We start from the raw sequence: 15,363 nt of genomic DNA, 5'->3' as shown, positions 1-15,363 counted from the left end.
TGCGTCATCCCCGGGGCTGCTCCGTACCAGTGAGCAACAGCACGCGCCCCCTCTTCGGGGATGCAACGTCGACGGCGTCGAGAGCCGAGTGACATCGAGAGGAGGATTCATGCACGGTGCCTGCGGCACCGGACGCCGGAGGCGTCGAACGATCGAGAGGGGATGACGGGAATCGAACCCGCGCCATCAGTTTGGAAAACTGAGGCTCTACCATTGAGCTACATCCCCGGAGTGGCCTGGGCCACATGGGTGCCCTCAACTATAGGGCATGTCGTCGACCGGCCCGGTACGGGCGCTCCCCAGGTCGGCTAGACTCCCTCGAGGCTTGTCTCCACCCGACCTCAACGGGACCAACGGAGCTCGCCGTGCCAGGTGATATACGGGGCGTAGCGTAGTGGCTAGCGCGTCCGTTTTGGGGGCGGAAGATCGCAGGTTCGAGTCCTGTCGCCCCGACGATCGTCTACCTGCTGTCTCGGACGTGAGTTCAGCACCACCAACACAGGAGAAGCCCCACATTGGTCCAGACCACCGTTGAGAAGCTCAGCCCCACGCGCGTCAAGCTCAACATCGTCGTCAGCCCTGACGAGCTCAAGCCCAGCGTCACGCACGCCTACGGCCACATCGCGGAGTCGATCAACATCCCCGGCTTCCGCAAGGGCAAGGTGCCGCCGCCCATCATCGACCAGCGCGTCGGTCGCGAAGAGGTCCTGAACCACGCCGTCAGCGAGAGCCTCGACAAGTTCTACCGCGAGGCCGTCTCCGAGACCGAGATCCGCGTCCTGGGCCGCCCGGAGGCCGACGTCGTCTCCTGGCCCGACGTGAAGGACTTCTCCGGCGACCTGACCATCGCCGTCGAGGTCGACGTGCGTCCCGACTTCGACCTGCCCGACTACGAGGGCATCGAGCTCACCGTCGACTCGGTCGAGATCAGCGACGACGAGGTCGAGGAGGAGCTGTCGAACCTGCGCACGCGCTTCGGCACGCTCGTCACGGTCGACCGTCCCGCCACCACCGGCGACTTCGTCCAGATCGACCTCACGGCAACCATCGGCGACGACACCGTCGACACCGCCCAGGGCGTGTCGTACGAGCTCGGCTCCGGCGAGCTCATCGAGGGCATCGACGAGGCGCTCGAGTCGCTCACCGCCGACGAGAGCACCACGTTCGAGTCCAAGCTGCTCGGCGGCGACCGCGAGGGCGAGACCGCCCAGATCGCCGTCACCGTCACCGCCGTCAAGGAGCGCGAGCTCCCCGAGGCCGACGACGACTTCGCGCAGATCGCCAGCCAGTTCGACACCATCGACGAGCTCAAGGGCGACCTGAAGGAGCAGCTGGCCAAGTCGAAGACGTTCGGCCAGGGCGCCCAGGCTCGCGACCAGGTCGTCGAGAAGCTGCTCGAGTCCGTCGAGATCCCCGTGCCCGAGAAGCTCGTCGAGGACGAGGTGCACCGTCACCTCGAGCAGGAGAACCGCCTCGAGGACGCCGAGCACCGCACCGAGGTGACCGAGAGCAGCGAGAAGGCCTTCCGCAACCAGATCCTCCTCGACGCGATCGCCGAGAAGGAAGAGGTCAAGGTCGAGCAGGACGAGCTCACCCAGTACCTGATCCAGGGCGCCGCCCAGTACGGCATGGAGCCCGGCGAGTTCATCAAGGTGCTCGACCAGAACGGCCAGATCCCCGCCATGGTCGGCGAGGTCGCCCGCAGCAAGGCCCTGGCCGTCGTGCTGTCGAAGGCCAAGGTCGTCGACGGGGAGGGCAAGGAGGTCGACCTGTCGGCCTTCACCGCCACCGCGGGCGTCGGCGGCGACGACGACCACGAGGGTCACGACCACGCGTGAGCTGAGCTGACGCGTCGGCGCCGATGAGGCGCTGACGTCGAGAGGGCCGGGTGCTGGTGCACCCGGCCCTCCGTCGTTCCCGGACTGCACCCGCGCCTCCTCGGCTCGGTCGCGTCGCCGTGCGGAGCGGAAGTTATTGCCGTGGGCGAACAGCCCGGAACCCGTGCGTCCCACCGGATAGATTCGACGACAAGCGACAACGAATGGGAGCTCCACCATGGCCGACGTGACACTGCCCAACAGTGTTTTTGACCGACTTCTCAAGGACCGCATCATCTGGCTCGGTTCCGAGGTGCGGGACGAGAACGCCAACGAGATCGCAGCGAAACTCCTGCTCCTCGCCGCTGAGGACAGCGAGAAGGACATCTACCTCTACATCAACTCGCCCGGCGGGTCGATCACGGCCGGCATGGCGATCTACGACGCCATGGAGTTCGTGCCGAACGACATCGTCACCGTGGGCATCGGGATGGCGGCCTCGATGGGCCAGTTGCTCCTGACGGCCGGCACCAAGGGCAAGCGCTACATCACGCCGAACGCGCGCGTGCTGCTGCACCAGCCCCACGGCGGCTTCGGCGGCACCAGCTCCGACATCCAGACGCAGGCCCAGCTCATCCTCTCGATGAAGCAGCGCCTGGCCGAGATCACCGCTGCCCAGACGGGCAAGACCGTCGAGCAGATCAACGAGGACGGCGACCGCGACCGTTGGTTCACCGCCGAGGAGGCCCTGGAGTACGGCTTCGTCGACCACATCCGCGGCTCGGCCACCGACGTCGTCGGCGGCGCCGGCACGGACCAGTCGTAGACCTCCCTCCCCGATCGTCAGCAGAGAAAGAGACACACTCATGGAACTCCCGATGATGGGCGGCGCGGGCCGACTGCAGACCCCCAGCTCCCGGTACATCCTCCCCAGCTTCGAAGAGCGCACGGCCTACGGCTACAAGCGCCAGGACCCGTACGCCAAGCTCTTCGAGGACCGCATCGTGTTCCTCGGCGTGCAGGTGGACGACGCCTCGGCCGACGACATCATGGCGCAGCTCCTCGTGCTCGAGAGCATGGACCCTGATCGCGACATCACCCTCTACATCAACTCGCCCGGTGGCTCGTTCACGGCCATGACGGCGATCTACGACACGATGCAGTACATCCGTCCCGAGATCCAGACCGTGTGCCTCGGCCAGGCTGCCTCGGCGGCCGCGGTCCTGCTCGCGGCCGGTCAGCCCGGCAAGCGCCTCGCCCTGCCGAACGCCCGCGTGCTGATCCACCAGCCCGCGACCGGCGGCAGCAGCGGCGGCCAGGCGTCGGACATCGAGATCCAGGCCAAAGAGGTGCTGCGCATGCGCACCTGGCTCGAGGAGACGCTGTCGAAGCACTCGAACAAGACACCGGAGCAGGTCAACCGCGACATCGAGCGCGACAACATCCTGGGCGCCGACGAGGCGCTGGCCTACGGGCTGGTCGACCAGGTGCTGACCTCGCGCAAGAACCAGCCGGCGCTCACGCGCTAGCCGACCACGCGTCGCGAGCGCGACGACGGAGCCCCGGGCGAGCTGCCCGGGGCTCCGTCGCGTCCGGGCCGCAGGTCGGTCCCGGAGTGTCGGGGGATCGGGTTAGGCTCGGTGCACGACGTCCGACAGGGGGCGACGACGATCTCGTAGGGAGGCCGGGCATGGCACGCATCGGTGAGAGCGCTGATCTGCTCAAGTGCTCGTTCTGCGGCAAGAGCCAGAAGCAGGTCCAACAGCTGATCGCCGGTCCCGGCGTCTACATCTGCGACGAGTGCGTCGAGCTCTGCAACGAGATCATCGAAGAGCGCCTGGCCGAGGCGGGCGACGAGCCCACGAGCGAGTTCGACCTCCCGAAGCCCCGCGAGATCTACTCGTTCCTCGAGGAGTACGTCATCGGGCAGGACGCCGCGAAGCGCGCGCTCTCCGTGGCCGTCTACAACCACTACAAGCGCATCCGCGCCGCGTCGACGCTGACGGCGGCCGAGTCCCTCGCCGACGAGGTCGAGATCTCGAAGTCCAACATCCTGCTGATCGGCCCGACGGGCTGCGGCAAGACCTACCTCGCCCAGACCCTGGCCAAGCGGCTCAACGTCCCGTTCGCCGTCGCGGACGCGACCGCCCTCACCGAGGCGGGCTACGTCGGCGAGGACGTCGAGAACATCCTGCTCAAGCTCGTCCAGGCGGCCGACTACGACGTCAAGCGCGCCGAGACGGGCATCATCTACATCGACGAGATCGACAAGATCGCGCGCAAGGCCGAGAACCCGTCGATCACCCGCGACGTGTCGGGCGAGGGCGTGCAGCAGGCGCTGCTCAAGATCCTCGAGGGCACGGTCGCCTCCGTGCCTCCCCAGGGCGGTCGCAAGCACCCGCACCAAGAGTTCATCCAGGTCGACACGACCAACGTGCTCTTCATCGTCGCCGGTGCGTTCTCCGGCCTCGAGGACATCATCTCGAACCGTGCGGGCAAGCGCGGCATCGGCTTCGGTGCCCCCCTGCACAGCAAGGAAGACGAGGCGGCCCTCTTCAGCGAGGTCCTCCCTGAAGACCTGCACAAGTTCGGGCTGATCCCCGAGTTCATCGGGCGCCTCCCTGTCGTGACGACGGTGACGCAGCTGGACCAGGCCGCTCTGATGCAGATCCTCACCGAGCCGAAGAACGCCCTCGTGCGGCAGTACCAGCGCATGTTCGAGATCGACGGGGTCGAGCTGCAGTTCGAGCACGAGGCCCTCGAGTCGATCGCCGACCTCGCCGTCCTGCGCCAGACCGGTGCTCGTGGCCTCCGGGCGATCCTCGAAGAGGTGCTCGGGCCGATCATGTTCGACGTCCCCTCCGACGACACCGTCGGCACGGTCGTCGTGACCCGCGCCTCCGTGCTCGAGAACGCGGCACCGACGATCGTCCCCCGTCTCGTGGACGAGCGCGTCGAGAAGTCGGCCTAGTCCGAACACCACCACACATCTCCTGAACGCCCTGGACACCTCTCGTCCAGGGCGTTCTGCCGTGTGAGGGGCAAGGCTGCGGAAGGATCAGGCGAGGCCGCGGCGCTCCAGCAGCGGCTCGACCCGAGCGTCGCGGCCACGGAAGTCGCGGTAGGCCTCGAGGGGGTCCTTCGACCCGCCGACGCCGAGCAGGCGCGCTCGGAACCGGTCGCCCGCCTCCCTGCTCAGCCCGCCGTTCTCCTCGAACCACTCCACGGCGTCGGCGTCCAGCACCTCGCTCCAGATGTACGAGTAGTAGCCGGCGTCGTAGCCGCCCGCGAAGGTGTGCGCGAAGTACGTGCTCGAGTAGCGAGGGGGCACCTGCGCGAGGTCCAGGCCGACCGCGGCCAGCGCCTCCTGCTCGAACGCCTCGACGTCGTCGACCCGGTCGGCCTGCTCGGGCGAGAGCCTGTGCCACGCCTGGTCGAGCAGGGCGCTGGCGAGGTACTCGCTCGTCGCGAAGCCCTCCCCGTAGGTGCGCGAGGCGACGAGCTTCTCGACCAGCTCGCCCGGCATCCGCTCACCCGTGACGTGGTGGACGGCGTAGTTCTCGAGCACCTCCGGCCGGAGCATCCACGTCTCGTTGACCTGGCTCGGGAACTCCACGAAGTCGCGGAACACGTTCGTGCCCGAGAACGACGGGTAGGTGACCCGGGCCAGCAGGCCGTGCAGGGCGTGGCCGAACTCGTGGAAGAGCGTCGTCACCTCGTCGAGCGTGAGCAGGGTCGGCGAGCCGGCCGGGGGCTTCGAGACGTTGAGGTTGTTGACGACGACGGGCGGGAGACCCAGCAGGTCCGACTGCGACACGAGCGGGTTCATCCACGCCCCGCCGCGCTTCGAGTCGCGGGTGTAGAGGTCGAGGACGTACAGGCCGACGGGCGCGCCGCCGTCCTCAGACACCTCGAAGACCCGGGCCTCCGGATGCGGGCCGACGAGGTCCCGCCGCTCGGCGAACTCGAGGCCGTAGAGGCGGGAGGCGGCGTGGAAGACGCCGTCGTGCAGCACGCGGTCGGCCTCGAAGTAGTCGCGCATCACGGCCGTGTCGACGTCGAAGCGCTCGGCGCGGACCTTCTCGGCCCACCAGGACCAGTCGGAGGCGCGGACGCCGTCGCCTTCGTGGTCACCGTCAGGGTCCCTGCCGCTGCCGCTGCCGCTGTCGCCGCCGCTGCCGGTCTCGGCCTGGCGCGCGGCGAGCTGCCGCAGGTCGGCGAGCTCGGCGGCGGCGTTCCGGGCCGCGGGCACCGCGAGCCGGCCGAGCAGGTCGGCGACGGCTGCCGGGCTGCCGGCCGTCTCGCCCGCCGTCACCCATGAGGCGTGGTCCGGGAACCCGAGCAGGACGGCGCGCCGGGCCCGGAGCCGGGCGATCTCGAGCACGAGCGCACGGGTGTCGTGCTCGCCGCCCCGCCGTCCGCGCGACCGGGAAGCGACCATCACGCGCTCCCGCAGCGCCGGGTCGTCGAGCGACGCCAGCAGCGGGTGCCCGGTGGGCAGCACGAGCGACACGACCCAGGCGTCCTCGATCCCGCGCTCCCGTGCCGCCTCGGCGGCCGCCCCGAGCTGGCCCTCGGTGAGGCCGCGCAGCTCGGCAGGGTCGCGCACGACGACCGCGAGGTCGTTCGTGTCGGCCAGCAGCGCCTTCTCGCAGCGGGTGGTCAGGGTCGAGAGCTCCTGGTTCAGCTGGCGCAGCGCCTCCTTGTCGTCGTCGCCCAGCGCGGCGCCGGCACGGACGAAGTCGGCCACGGTGCGCTCGAGCAGGTACCGCTGCTCGGCCGTGAGGTCGAGGTGCTCGCGTCGGGCGTGCAGGGCGTCCAGGCGTCGCCACAGTCGGGGGTCGAGGCGGATCGCGTCGGCGTGCTCGGCGAGCCGCGGGGCCAGCGCGAGCTCGAGGGCGTCCGTGACGTCGTTCGAGTCGCTCGACGCCTTGTCGAAGAACGCGTGCTCGACGCGGGCGAGGATCCGCCCGCTGCGCTCGAGCGCCTCGAGGACGTTGGCGAAGGTCGGCTCGGCCGGGTCCGTCGCGATCGCCTCGAGCTCGGCACGCTGCTGCTCGAGGCCGGCGTCGAACGCCGGCAGCCAGTCGTCGTCGGTGATCTCGGCGAAGGGCGGCAAGGCGTACGGCAGGGAGCTCGGCTCGAGGAACGGGTTCGTCATCCGCCCACACTAGGAGGCTCGCTAGGGTCGGGCACATGAGCGAACCGACCGCACGGCGCGAGCCGACCGCACCGGGCGGACCCACCGCACCGCGCGCGACGTACACCCACGGGCACCACGAGAGCGTGCTGCGGAGCCACGCGTGGCGCACGGTCGAGAACAGCGCCGCCTACCTCGTGCCGTACCTCCGTCCCGGGCTGTCGCTGCTGGACGTCGGGTGCGGGCCGGGCACGATCACCGTCGACCTCGCCGAGCGGCTCGCCCCCGGGCACGTCGTCGGGGTCGACGCGGCGGCCGGGATCGTGGCACAGGCCGCCGAACTCGCGGACGCGCGAGGAGTGGAGAACGTCGAGTTCGTCACGGCCGACCTGTACGAGCTGCCGTTCGACGACGACACGTTCGACGTCGTGCACGCGCATCAGGTGCTCCAGCACGTGGCGGATCCCGTCGGGGCGCTCCGCGAGATGCGCCGGGTCGCTCGGCCCGGGGGAGTCGTCGCCGCGCGAGAGGTCGATTACCACGGCACCATCTGGGCCCCGGAGTCGCCCGGCCTCGACCGGTGGATGGACGTCTACCAGCAGGTGCACCGCGGCAACGGCGGCGAGCCCGACGCCGGGAGGCGCCTCAAGGGCTGGGCGCTCGAGGCCGGCCTCGAGGCGGTCGTGAGCACCGCCTCCTCGTGGTGCTTCGCCTCGGACGAGGAGCGCACCTGGTGGGGCGACAGCTGGGCCGCGCGCGCGACCGAGTCGGCGTTCCACGGGGACGCGATCGCGAAGGGGGTCGCGACCGACGCCGAGCTGCACGGGATCGCCGACGCGTGGCGCGCGTGGCGCGACGCGCCCGACGGGTGGCTGCTCATGCCGCACGGCGAGGTCGTCGCCCGCGCCTGACCCGAGTCTCGGCGAGCTCGAGGACGCGGGGGTGGGCGCCCGGCCCGGGCTAGTCCTCGTCGGGGACGTCGTCGGGGGCGTGCACGTGCGCCTCGCCCGTGACGGCGTCGACGCGGATCACCGTGCCGTCGTCGAGCTCGACCACGGGCCGGTGCTCGAGGTACGTGAGCGTCCAGCGCCAGGCCGACGCGTCGACGCCCTCGTCGGCGAGCTCGCGCTCGACCTGGACGACCGCCCCGAGCACGGGGGCAGGGAGGCTGGCCGGAGCCGCGCCTCCCACGTTCCAGCGCGTGCCGAGCTGCATCAGGCGCCCGCAGCCGGGGTCGGGGCGCCGGCGGCCGCAGAGGCATCCGGCAGCTCGCCCAGCTCGATCGCGGTCACGGCCAGCGACTCGCCCTCGACGAAGTCCAGCGACTGGATCTTGCCCACGGCGGCCAGGTCGGAGGTGGCCCCGCGGAGCACCTCGAGCTGGTCGGCCGGCGCCGAGATGGTCGCCGAGACGACGGGCGTCTTCTGCGAGGCCTTGGCGTCGGACTTCGCCCGGCGGACGCCGATCAGCGCCTCGCCGACGAGGCCGAGCAGGCCGGTGGGCGAACCCACCTCGCCGAGCTCGGCGGCGGTCGGCCAGGAGGCGCGGTGCACGGAGTCGTCGTGGGTCCACGACCAGACCTCCTCCGTCGCGAACGGCAGGTAGGGCGCCAGCAGGCGCAGCAGGCCGTCGATCGTCGTGCGCAGGGCGAGCACGGCCGAGGCCTGCTCGGCCGGAGTCGTCGCCCCGTAGGCGCGCTCCTTGACGAGCTCGAGGTAGTCGTCGCAGAAGGTCCAGAAGAACTTCTCGGTGACCTCGAGCGCGCGGGCGTGGTCGTAGCCGACCAGCGCCTCGGTCGCGGTGTCGACGACGGCGGCGAACGACGCGAGCAGGTCGCGGTCGAGCGGCTCGGTGATCGTGAACTCGCCCGACGGCAGCTCGAACGAGTACACGAACTTCGCCGCGTTGAGCACCTTGATCGCCAGGCGGCGGCCGATCTTGATCTGCTTCGGGTTCTGCGGGTCGAAGGCCGCGTCGGTGCCCAGGCGGCTGGAGGCGGCCCAGTAGCGGACCGCGTCGGAGCCGTGGTCGTCGAGCATCGCGGCCGGCGTGACGACGTTGCCCTTCGACTTCGACATCTTCTTGCGGTCGGGGTCGACGATGAAGCCCGAGATGGAGGCGTCGGTCCACGGGACCGTGCCGTGCTCGAGCTGCGAGCGGAGCGCCGTCGAGAACAGCCAGGTGCGGATGATGTCCTGGCCCTGCGGGCGCAGGGAGTACGGGAACACGAGCTCGAACAGCTCGGGGTCGGCCTCCCAGCCGCCGGCGAGCTGGGGCGTGAGCGACGAGGTGGCCCACGTGTCCATGACGTCGAGCTCGCCCTGGAACCCGCCGGGCACGCCGCGCTGCGACTCGTCGTAGCCGGGCGCCGGGTCGCTCGACGGGTCGACGGGCAGCGACGCCTCGTCGGGCACGATGACGTCGTCGAAGACGGGGTTGCCGTCGGCGTCGAGGGGGTACCAGACGGGCAGCGGCACGCCGAAGAAGCGCTGCCGCGAGATGAGCCAGTCGCCGTTCAGGCCGTTGACCCAGTTCTCGTAGCGCACGCGCATGAAGTCGGGGTGGAACCCGACCTCGCGGCCGCGCTCGAGCAGCGACTGCCGCAGGGCCTCGTCGCGGGCGCCGTTGACGATGTACCACTGCCGGGTCGAGACGATCTCGAGCGGCTTGTCGCCCTTCTCGAAGAACTTGACGGGGTGCGAGATCTTCCGGATCTCGCCGATCAGCTCGCCCGAGGCGGTCAGCTGCTCGACGATCGCGGCCTTGGCGCTGAAGACGGTCTTGCCGGCGAGCTGGGCGTAGGCCTCGCGACCCGCCTCCGACTCGATCGCGGCCGGGGCCTCGCTGACGAAGCGGCCGTCGAAGCCGATCACGGCACGGTTCGGCAGCTGCAGCTCGCGCCACCACACCACGTCGTTCGTGTCGCCGAAGGTGCAGACCATGGCGATGCCCGAGCCCTTGTCGGGCTGGGCGAGGTGGTGCGCCACCACGGGGACCTCGACGTCGAAGAGCGGCGAGCGCACGGTGGTGCCGAAGAGGGCCTGGTAGCGCTCGTCGTCGGGGTGCGCGACGAGGGCCACGCAGGCGGGGAGCAGCTCGGGACGCGTCGTGTCGATGAGCACGTCGCCCTCGCCGTCGGTGCGGTGGAAGGCGAGCTTGTGGTACGCGCCCGGCACCTCCTTGTCCTCCAGCTCGGCCTGCGCGACCGCGGTGCGGAAGGTGACGTCCCACAGGGTGGGAGCGTCGGCCTGGTAGGCCTCGCCGCGGGCGAGGTTGCGGAGGAACCCCTTCTGCGCCATCGCCTGCGAGCGGTCGTCGATGGTGCGGTAGCTCTGCGTCCAGTCGACCGAGAGGCCGAGCTTGCGCCAGACGTCCTCGAACTGCTTCTCGTCCTCGACGGTGAGGCGCTCGCAGAGCTCGACGAAGTTGCGGCGCGAGATCGGCACCTGGTCGGCGGCCTTGGCCGACTTGCCGTCGCCGCCCTCGAAGGGCGGCGTGAACGACGCGTCGTAGGGGAGCGACGGGTCGCAGCGCACCCCGTAGAAGTTCTGCACGCGACGCTCGGTCGGCAGGCCGTTGTCGTCCCAGCCCATCGGGTAGAAGACGCTGGCGCCGCGCATGCGCTCGAACCGCGCCTTGACGTCGGTGTGCGTGTAGCTGAAGACGTGGCCGATGTGCAGGCTGCCCGACGCGGTCGGCGGCGGGGTGTCGATCGAGAACACGGAGGCGCGCGTCGCCTGGTCACGGTCGAACCGGTAGGTGCCCGACTCCTCCCAGACCTGGCCCCAGCGGGCCTCCAGCCCCTCGAGGGCGGGCTTCTCGGGCATCGGTGACGTCATGGGCTGCTCCGGTTCTGTGGGCGGCGCCGTGTCGGTGGGGAGGCGCCTGGTTGTGGGACTGCCCCAGTGTACGCGCGGCGGGGGCCGCGACCGGGGTGGCCACGAGGCGGCAGCGCAGGAGGCGTCGTGGTCGTCGGCGAGGAAAGATGCGGTCAGGGCACTGTTGCGAGCACTGCACTGGATCTGACATGCCGGTCTCTGTTAGCCTCGTCCGGTTTTGCCCGACACCGTGGTCGCGCTCCGTCCGACCACCCGGAGGTATCCCGACACATGTCTGCCCGCAAGAACAGCCCGAAGGCCGCGCGCCGCGAGCTCACCACGGACGACGTCACCGTCGTCGAGGAGTCGATGCTCAAGCGCGCCGTCAGCGCCGCCGCGCTCGGCAACGCCATGGAGTGGTTCGACTTCGGCGTCTACGCCTACATCACGACGACCATCGCGCAGGTCTTCTTCCCGCCCGGGAACGACGCTCTCAACATCCTCTTCACCTTCGGCACCTTCACCGCGGCCTTCGTGGTCCGCCCGATCGGCGGCGCGTTCTTCGGCCCGCTCGGCGACCGCATCGGCCGGCAGAAGGTGCTCGCCATGACCATGATCCTCATGGCCGCGGGCACGCTGGCGATCGGCCTCATCCCGTCGTACGCGACCATCGGCATCTGGGCCCCGATCCTGCTGCTGCTGGCGCGCCTCCTGCAGGGCTTCTCGACCGGCGGCGAGTACGGCGGCGCCGCGACCTTCATCGCCGAGTACTCGCCCGACAAGCGCCGCGGCTTCATGGGCTCGTGGCTCGAGTTCGGCACCCTCGGCGGCTACGTGCTCGGCGCCTCCCTCGTGACCGCCCTGCAGCTCGGCCTGAGCGAGGAAGCGCTGCTCGGCTGGGGCTGGCGCATCCCGTTCATCGTCGCCGGCCCGCTCGGCCTGATCGGCCTCTACCTGCGCCTCAAGCTCGAGGAGACCCCCGCGTTCCAGAAGCAGCAGGCGGAGGCGTCCGAGCGCGAGCACCAGAAGGTCCCGTTCCTCAAGCTGTTCCGCGAGAACTGGCGTGCGCTGATCGTCTGCGTCGGCCTCGTGCTGGTCTTCAACGTGACCGACTACATGCTGCTGTCGTACATGCCGACCTACCTGACCAACACCCTCGGCCGCGACGCGACGAGCGGGCTGCTCTTCATCATCGTGGTGATGGTCCTGATGATGCTCGTCATCACGTTCGGCGGGCGGCTCAGCGACCGCTTCGGTCGCCGGCCCGTGCTCTTCGCCGGCTGCATCGGGTTCCTGGTGCTGTCGTTCCCGGCGCTCCGCATGGTGCAGAGCGACAACGGCGTGCTGTCGTTCGCGGGCCTGCTCGTGCTCGGCCTCGTGCTCGTCACCTTCACGTCGACGATGCCCTCGACGCTGCCCGCGCTGTTCCCGACGATCATCCGCTACGGCGCCCTCGCGATCGCGTTCAACGTGTCGGTGTCGCTCTTCGGCGGGACCACCCCCCTCGCCACGGAGGCGCTGGTCGTCTGGGCGGAGGGCCGCGGCTTCGGCTGGGCCCACGACATCCCCGCGTTCTACCTGATGGCCGCCGCGGTGATCGGCCTCGTCGCCGTCTCGTTCACGAAGGAGACCGCCAACGAGCCGCTGCTGGGCTCGGGCCCGTCCGTCGCGACCGACGCCGAGGCCCAGGAGCTGATCGCGGCGTACTCGGACGAGTCGAGCGACGTGTCGAAGTCGGACTGGGCGCTGGCGTTCGCGGAGTCGGGGCCGATCCAGGTGGTCCGCCCGCCCGCTGACGACGAGGCGTCCGCGAAGGCCTAGCGCCCCCGCACCGCCCGTCACGTCGAGACCCCTCGGACCCGCGCGCACCCGCGTGCGCGCCGAGGGGTCTCCGCGGTTCTCAGGGGTGTCGGCGCAGCCGCGCGGCCCGGCGCGGCAGGGCGGCCCCGCGCTAGGGGCGCGCCGCGAGCAGGGCACGCGTGTGCTCGTGCTGGGGGGCCGCGAACACGTCGGCCGTCCGGCCCTGCTCGACGACCCGCCCGTGCTGCATCACCGCGACGCGGTCGGCCATGTGCCGGACGACGTCGAGGTCGTGCGAGATGAGGAGGTACGCCAGGCCCTCCTCGCGCTGCAGATCGTCGAGCAGGTCGAGCACCTGGGCCTGCACCGAGACGTCGAGGGCCGACACCGGCTCGTCGCAGACGATGACCCTCGGGCGCGCGGCCAGGGCGCGGGCGATCGCCACGCGCTGCCGCTGACCTCCCGACAAGGAGGCGGTGCCCCGGTCGGCCAGGTCGGCCGCGAGCCCGACCCGGCCGAGCAGCGCCAGCACGTCACGACGCAGGGCATCGCTGCGGACGCGCGTGCGGTCGCCGCCCGTCAGTGCATCGGCGAGCAGCCTGCCCACCGGCAGCCGGGGGTCGAACGAGCTCGCCGGGTCCTGGTAGATCGCGCCCAGCAGCGGACGTCGGGCACGGCGGTCCCGCTCGTGCAGGGGCGCCCACGGCTCGCCCAGCAGCTGGACCGTGCCGGCGTCGGGGGCGTCCAGCCCGAGCAGGAGGCGCGCGGTCGTCGTCTTGCCGCTCCCGGAGGCGCCCACCAGGCCGAGCGTCTCGCCCGCGCGCAGCTCGAGGGAGACGTCGTCGACGGCGACCCGGTCGGGCACGGCGCCGCGCGCCGGGAACACACGGCGGAGGCCGCTCGCGGAGAGCACGACGGGCGCGTCGAGCGCCCGTGCCGCCGCCGCTTCCGCCTCCGCCTGCGCGCGCGATGAACCGCGTTCCGGACCATGAACCGCGATATGTCCTGGTTCATGGTCCGGTTCGCGGTTCATGGGGGAAGACACGGCACGAGTCGGCGTCTGGGTCGCAGGCGCGGGCCGATCGACGTCCGGCAGCGCGGCGGCGCTCGCGGCGGCCGGAGCGGACAGCCGCGTGCCGCGGGGCGCCCCGGCAGGCAGGGCCGCGACGAGCATGCGCGTGTACTCGTGCTCGGGCGCGTCGAGCACCTCGGCGGTCGGCCCGGTCTCGACGACCTCGCCCGCCCGCATCACGACGACCCGGTCGGCCAGCCGGCGCACGACGCCGAGGTCGTGGCTGATCATCAGCACGGCCGTCCCCCCGTCGCGCAGCGCGCGCAGCCGGTCGACGACGACCCGCTGCACCTCGGCGTCGAGCGCGGTGGTCGGCTCGTCGGCCACGACCAGCTCGGGCCGGACGGCGAGGGCGGCCGCGATCAGCGCCCGCTGGCGCAGCCCGCCCGACAGCTCGCCCGAGCGGGAGCCGAGCCGCGCCTCCGGGTCGGGCATGCCCACCTCGACCAGCGCCTCCAGGGCCCGCTCCCGCCGCTGGCGGGGCGTCAGCCGCGTGTGCAGCCGGAGCGCGTCGTCGATCTCCCGGCCGATCGGGCGGAGCGGGTCGAGCGACACGAGAGCGTCCTGCAGCACGAGGCCCACCCGGGCGCCGCGCACCCGACGCCAGGCACGCTCGCCGAGGCCGGCGAGGTCGGTGTCGCCGAGCGTCAGCCGACGCGAGGCGACCGTCCCGCCCGTGAGCCCGAGCAACGCCCGCGCCGTCACGCTCTTGCCTGATCCCGACTCGCCCACGATCGCGACGCACTCGCCGGCCGCGAGCGTGAACGAGACCCCGTCGACGACCGGGCCGGAGCCGAACGACACGCGGAGGTCGTCGACGACGAGGAGGGGAGCGGAGGCGGTCACGAGGCTCCTCCGCCCCGGCGCGCGAGCCCCCGGCCGAGCACCGTCGCCGAGGCGGCGGTCAGCACCACGGCGAGCCCGGGGAACACCGTCATCCACCACGCGCTCGTGACGTACAGGCGGCCCGCCGAGAGCATGGCGCCCCACTCCGGGGCGGGCGGAGGCGCACCGAGGCCGAGGTAGCTGAGCGACGACGCCCAGACGACGGCCTGGCCGAGGCCCAGCGTCGCGAGCACGACGACGGGCGCGAGGGCGTTCGGCAGCACGTGCCGCCGGAGCACGGTCGCGGGGCGACGGCCCAGCACGACCGCGGCCTCGACCATCGCCGAGCGTCGGACGCGGACGACCTGGCTCCGCACGATGCGCGCGTAGCCCGGCGCCGTGGCGAGGCCGACGGCGACGGTCGCGGGCAGGGCGCCCGGCCCCGTGAACGCGATGACGACGAGCGCGAGCAGCAGCCCCGGCAGCGCGAACATGACCTCGAGGAGGCGCGACACCGCCACGTCGGCGACCCGCCCCGGCAGGCGCCCGCCCCCGAAGCCCGCGGCCACGCCGAGGACGACGCCGAGGCCCGTGCCGATCACCGTCGCCGCGGCGCCGATCGCGAGGCTCGCGCCGGCTCCGTGGACGATGCGGGTCCAGATGCCCCGACCGGACTCGTCCGTGCCGAGGGGGTGCGCGAGCGACGGGGCCGTGAACGCGTCGGTCGGCGAGACGGCCAGGGGGTCGGCGGGGGCGAGCAGCCCCGGGGCGACCGCCGCCACGACGACGAGCGCGAGGGCGACGGCGGCGACGACCTCCGGGACGCGGAGGCGGCTGCGCGGCGACCAGCTGCGGAGCCGGTCACGAGGCGGCCGGGTGCTCGACACGACG

Annotated in this window: 11 protein-coding genes and 2 tRNA genes; 7 read left to right on the top strand and 6 right to left on the bottom strand. The window is 71.5% G+C overall.

The window, feature by feature from the left end; all coding sequences use genetic code 11:
• Positions 1 to 157: 157 nt before the first annotated feature.
• Positions 158 to 228: transfer RNA gene (locus ITJ48_RS09715), tRNA-Gly, on the bottom strand.
• A gap of 152 nt (positions 229 to 380) precedes the next feature.
• Between ITJ48_RS09715 and ITJ48_RS09710 the strand changes: the two genes are divergently transcribed.
• The 5 genes from ITJ48_RS09710 to clpX all read left to right on the top strand — a co-directional run bounded on the left by ITJ48_RS09710 (position 381) and on the right by clpX (position 4,788).
• Positions 381 to 453: transfer RNA gene (locus ITJ48_RS09710), tRNA-Pro, on the top strand.
• 62 nt (positions 454 to 515) lie between these two features.
• Entirely contained in the window at positions 516 to 1,838 is a 1,323-nt protein-coding gene (tig, locus tag ITJ48_RS09705; RefSeq protein ID WP_123548228.1) for a trigger factor, read from the top strand.
• Between the two features lie 217 nt (positions 1,839 to 2,055).
• A complete protein-coding gene (locus tag ITJ48_RS09700) occupies positions 2,056 to 2,643 on the top strand; it encodes an ATP-dependent Clp protease proteolytic subunit (protein ID WP_123548229.1) in 588 nt (195 codons plus the stop codon).
• A 40-nt stretch (positions 2,644 to 2,683) separates the two neighbouring features.
• Positions 2,684 to 3,346, top strand: coding sequence for an ATP-dependent Clp protease proteolytic subunit (locus tag ITJ48_RS09695; protein WP_123548230.1), 663 nt, complete (start codon positions 2,684 to 2,686; stop codon positions 3,344 to 3,346).
• Between the two features lie 161 nt (positions 3,347 to 3,507).
• Complete coding sequence (gene clpX / locus ITJ48_RS09690) at positions 3,508 to 4,788, top strand: ATP-dependent Clp protease ATP-binding subunit ClpX (protein WP_123548231.1); 1,281 nt, start codon at positions 3,508 to 3,510, stop codon at positions 4,786 to 4,788.
• 87 nt (positions 4,789 to 4,875) lie between these two features.
• Here the strand turns inward: clpX and ITJ48_RS09685 are convergent, their stop codons facing one another.
• Positions 4,876 to 6,978, bottom strand: a complete 2,103-nt coding sequence (locus tag ITJ48_RS09685) for a M3 family metallopeptidase (protein ID WP_194613529.1) — start codon at positions 6,976 to 6,978, stop codon at positions 4,876 to 4,878.
• A 35-nt stretch (positions 6,979 to 7,013) separates the two neighbouring features.
• Between ITJ48_RS09685 and ITJ48_RS09680 the strand changes: the two genes are divergently transcribed.
• Positions 7,014 to 7,868 carry a class I SAM-dependent methyltransferase gene (locus ITJ48_RS09680; protein ID WP_194613528.1) on the top strand — a complete coding sequence of 285 codons (855 nt, stop codon included), beginning with the start codon at positions 7,014 to 7,016 and terminating at the stop codon, positions 7,866 to 7,868.
• A 49-nt stretch (positions 7,869 to 7,917) separates the two neighbouring features.
• Here the strand turns inward: ITJ48_RS09680 and ITJ48_RS09675 are convergent, their stop codons facing one another.
• Complete coding sequence (locus ITJ48_RS09675; RefSeq protein WP_194613527.1) at positions 7,918 to 8,172, bottom strand: hypothetical protein; 255 nt, start codon at positions 8,170 to 8,172, stop codon at positions 7,918 to 7,920.
• Positions 8,172 to 10,796, bottom strand: coding sequence for a valine--tRNA ligase (valS, locus tag ITJ48_RS09670; RefSeq protein ID WP_228506850.1), 2,625 nt, complete (start codon positions 10,794 to 10,796; stop codon positions 8,172 to 8,174). The genes ITJ48_RS09675 and valS overlap by 1 nt, the downstream gene beginning before the upstream one ends.
• A 270-nt stretch (positions 10,797 to 11,066) precedes the next feature.
• Between valS and proP the strand changes: the two genes are divergently transcribed.
• Complete coding sequence (gene proP, locus ITJ48_RS09665; protein WP_194613526.1) at positions 11,067 to 12,596, top strand: glycine betaine/L-proline transporter ProP; 1,530 nt, start codon at positions 11,067 to 11,069, stop codon at positions 12,594 to 12,596.
• Between the two features lie 130 nt (positions 12,597 to 12,726).
• Here proP and ITJ48_RS09660 read toward each other — a convergent pair whose 3' ends face one another.
• Positions 12,727 to 14,493, bottom strand: coding sequence for an ABC transporter ATP-binding protein (locus ITJ48_RS09660; RefSeq protein WP_194613525.1), 1,767 nt, complete (start codon positions 14,491 to 14,493; stop codon positions 12,727 to 12,729).
• Positions 14,490 to 15,359, bottom strand: a complete 870-nt coding sequence (locus ITJ48_RS09655) for an ABC transporter permease (RefSeq protein WP_370544963.1) — start codon at positions 15,357 to 15,359, stop codon at positions 14,490 to 14,492. Before ITJ48_RS09655 ends, ITJ48_RS09660 begins: the two co-directional genes overlap by 4 nt.
• Positions 15,360 to 15,363 lie beyond the last annotated feature (4 nt).

The organism is Frigoribacterium sp. VKM Ac-2530 (assembly GCF_015350835.1).
Lineage (GTDB): Bacteria > Actinomycetota > Actinomycetes > Actinomycetales > Microbacteriaceae > Frigoribacterium.
This window is presented reverse-complemented; position numbering and strand designations above follow the sequence as displayed.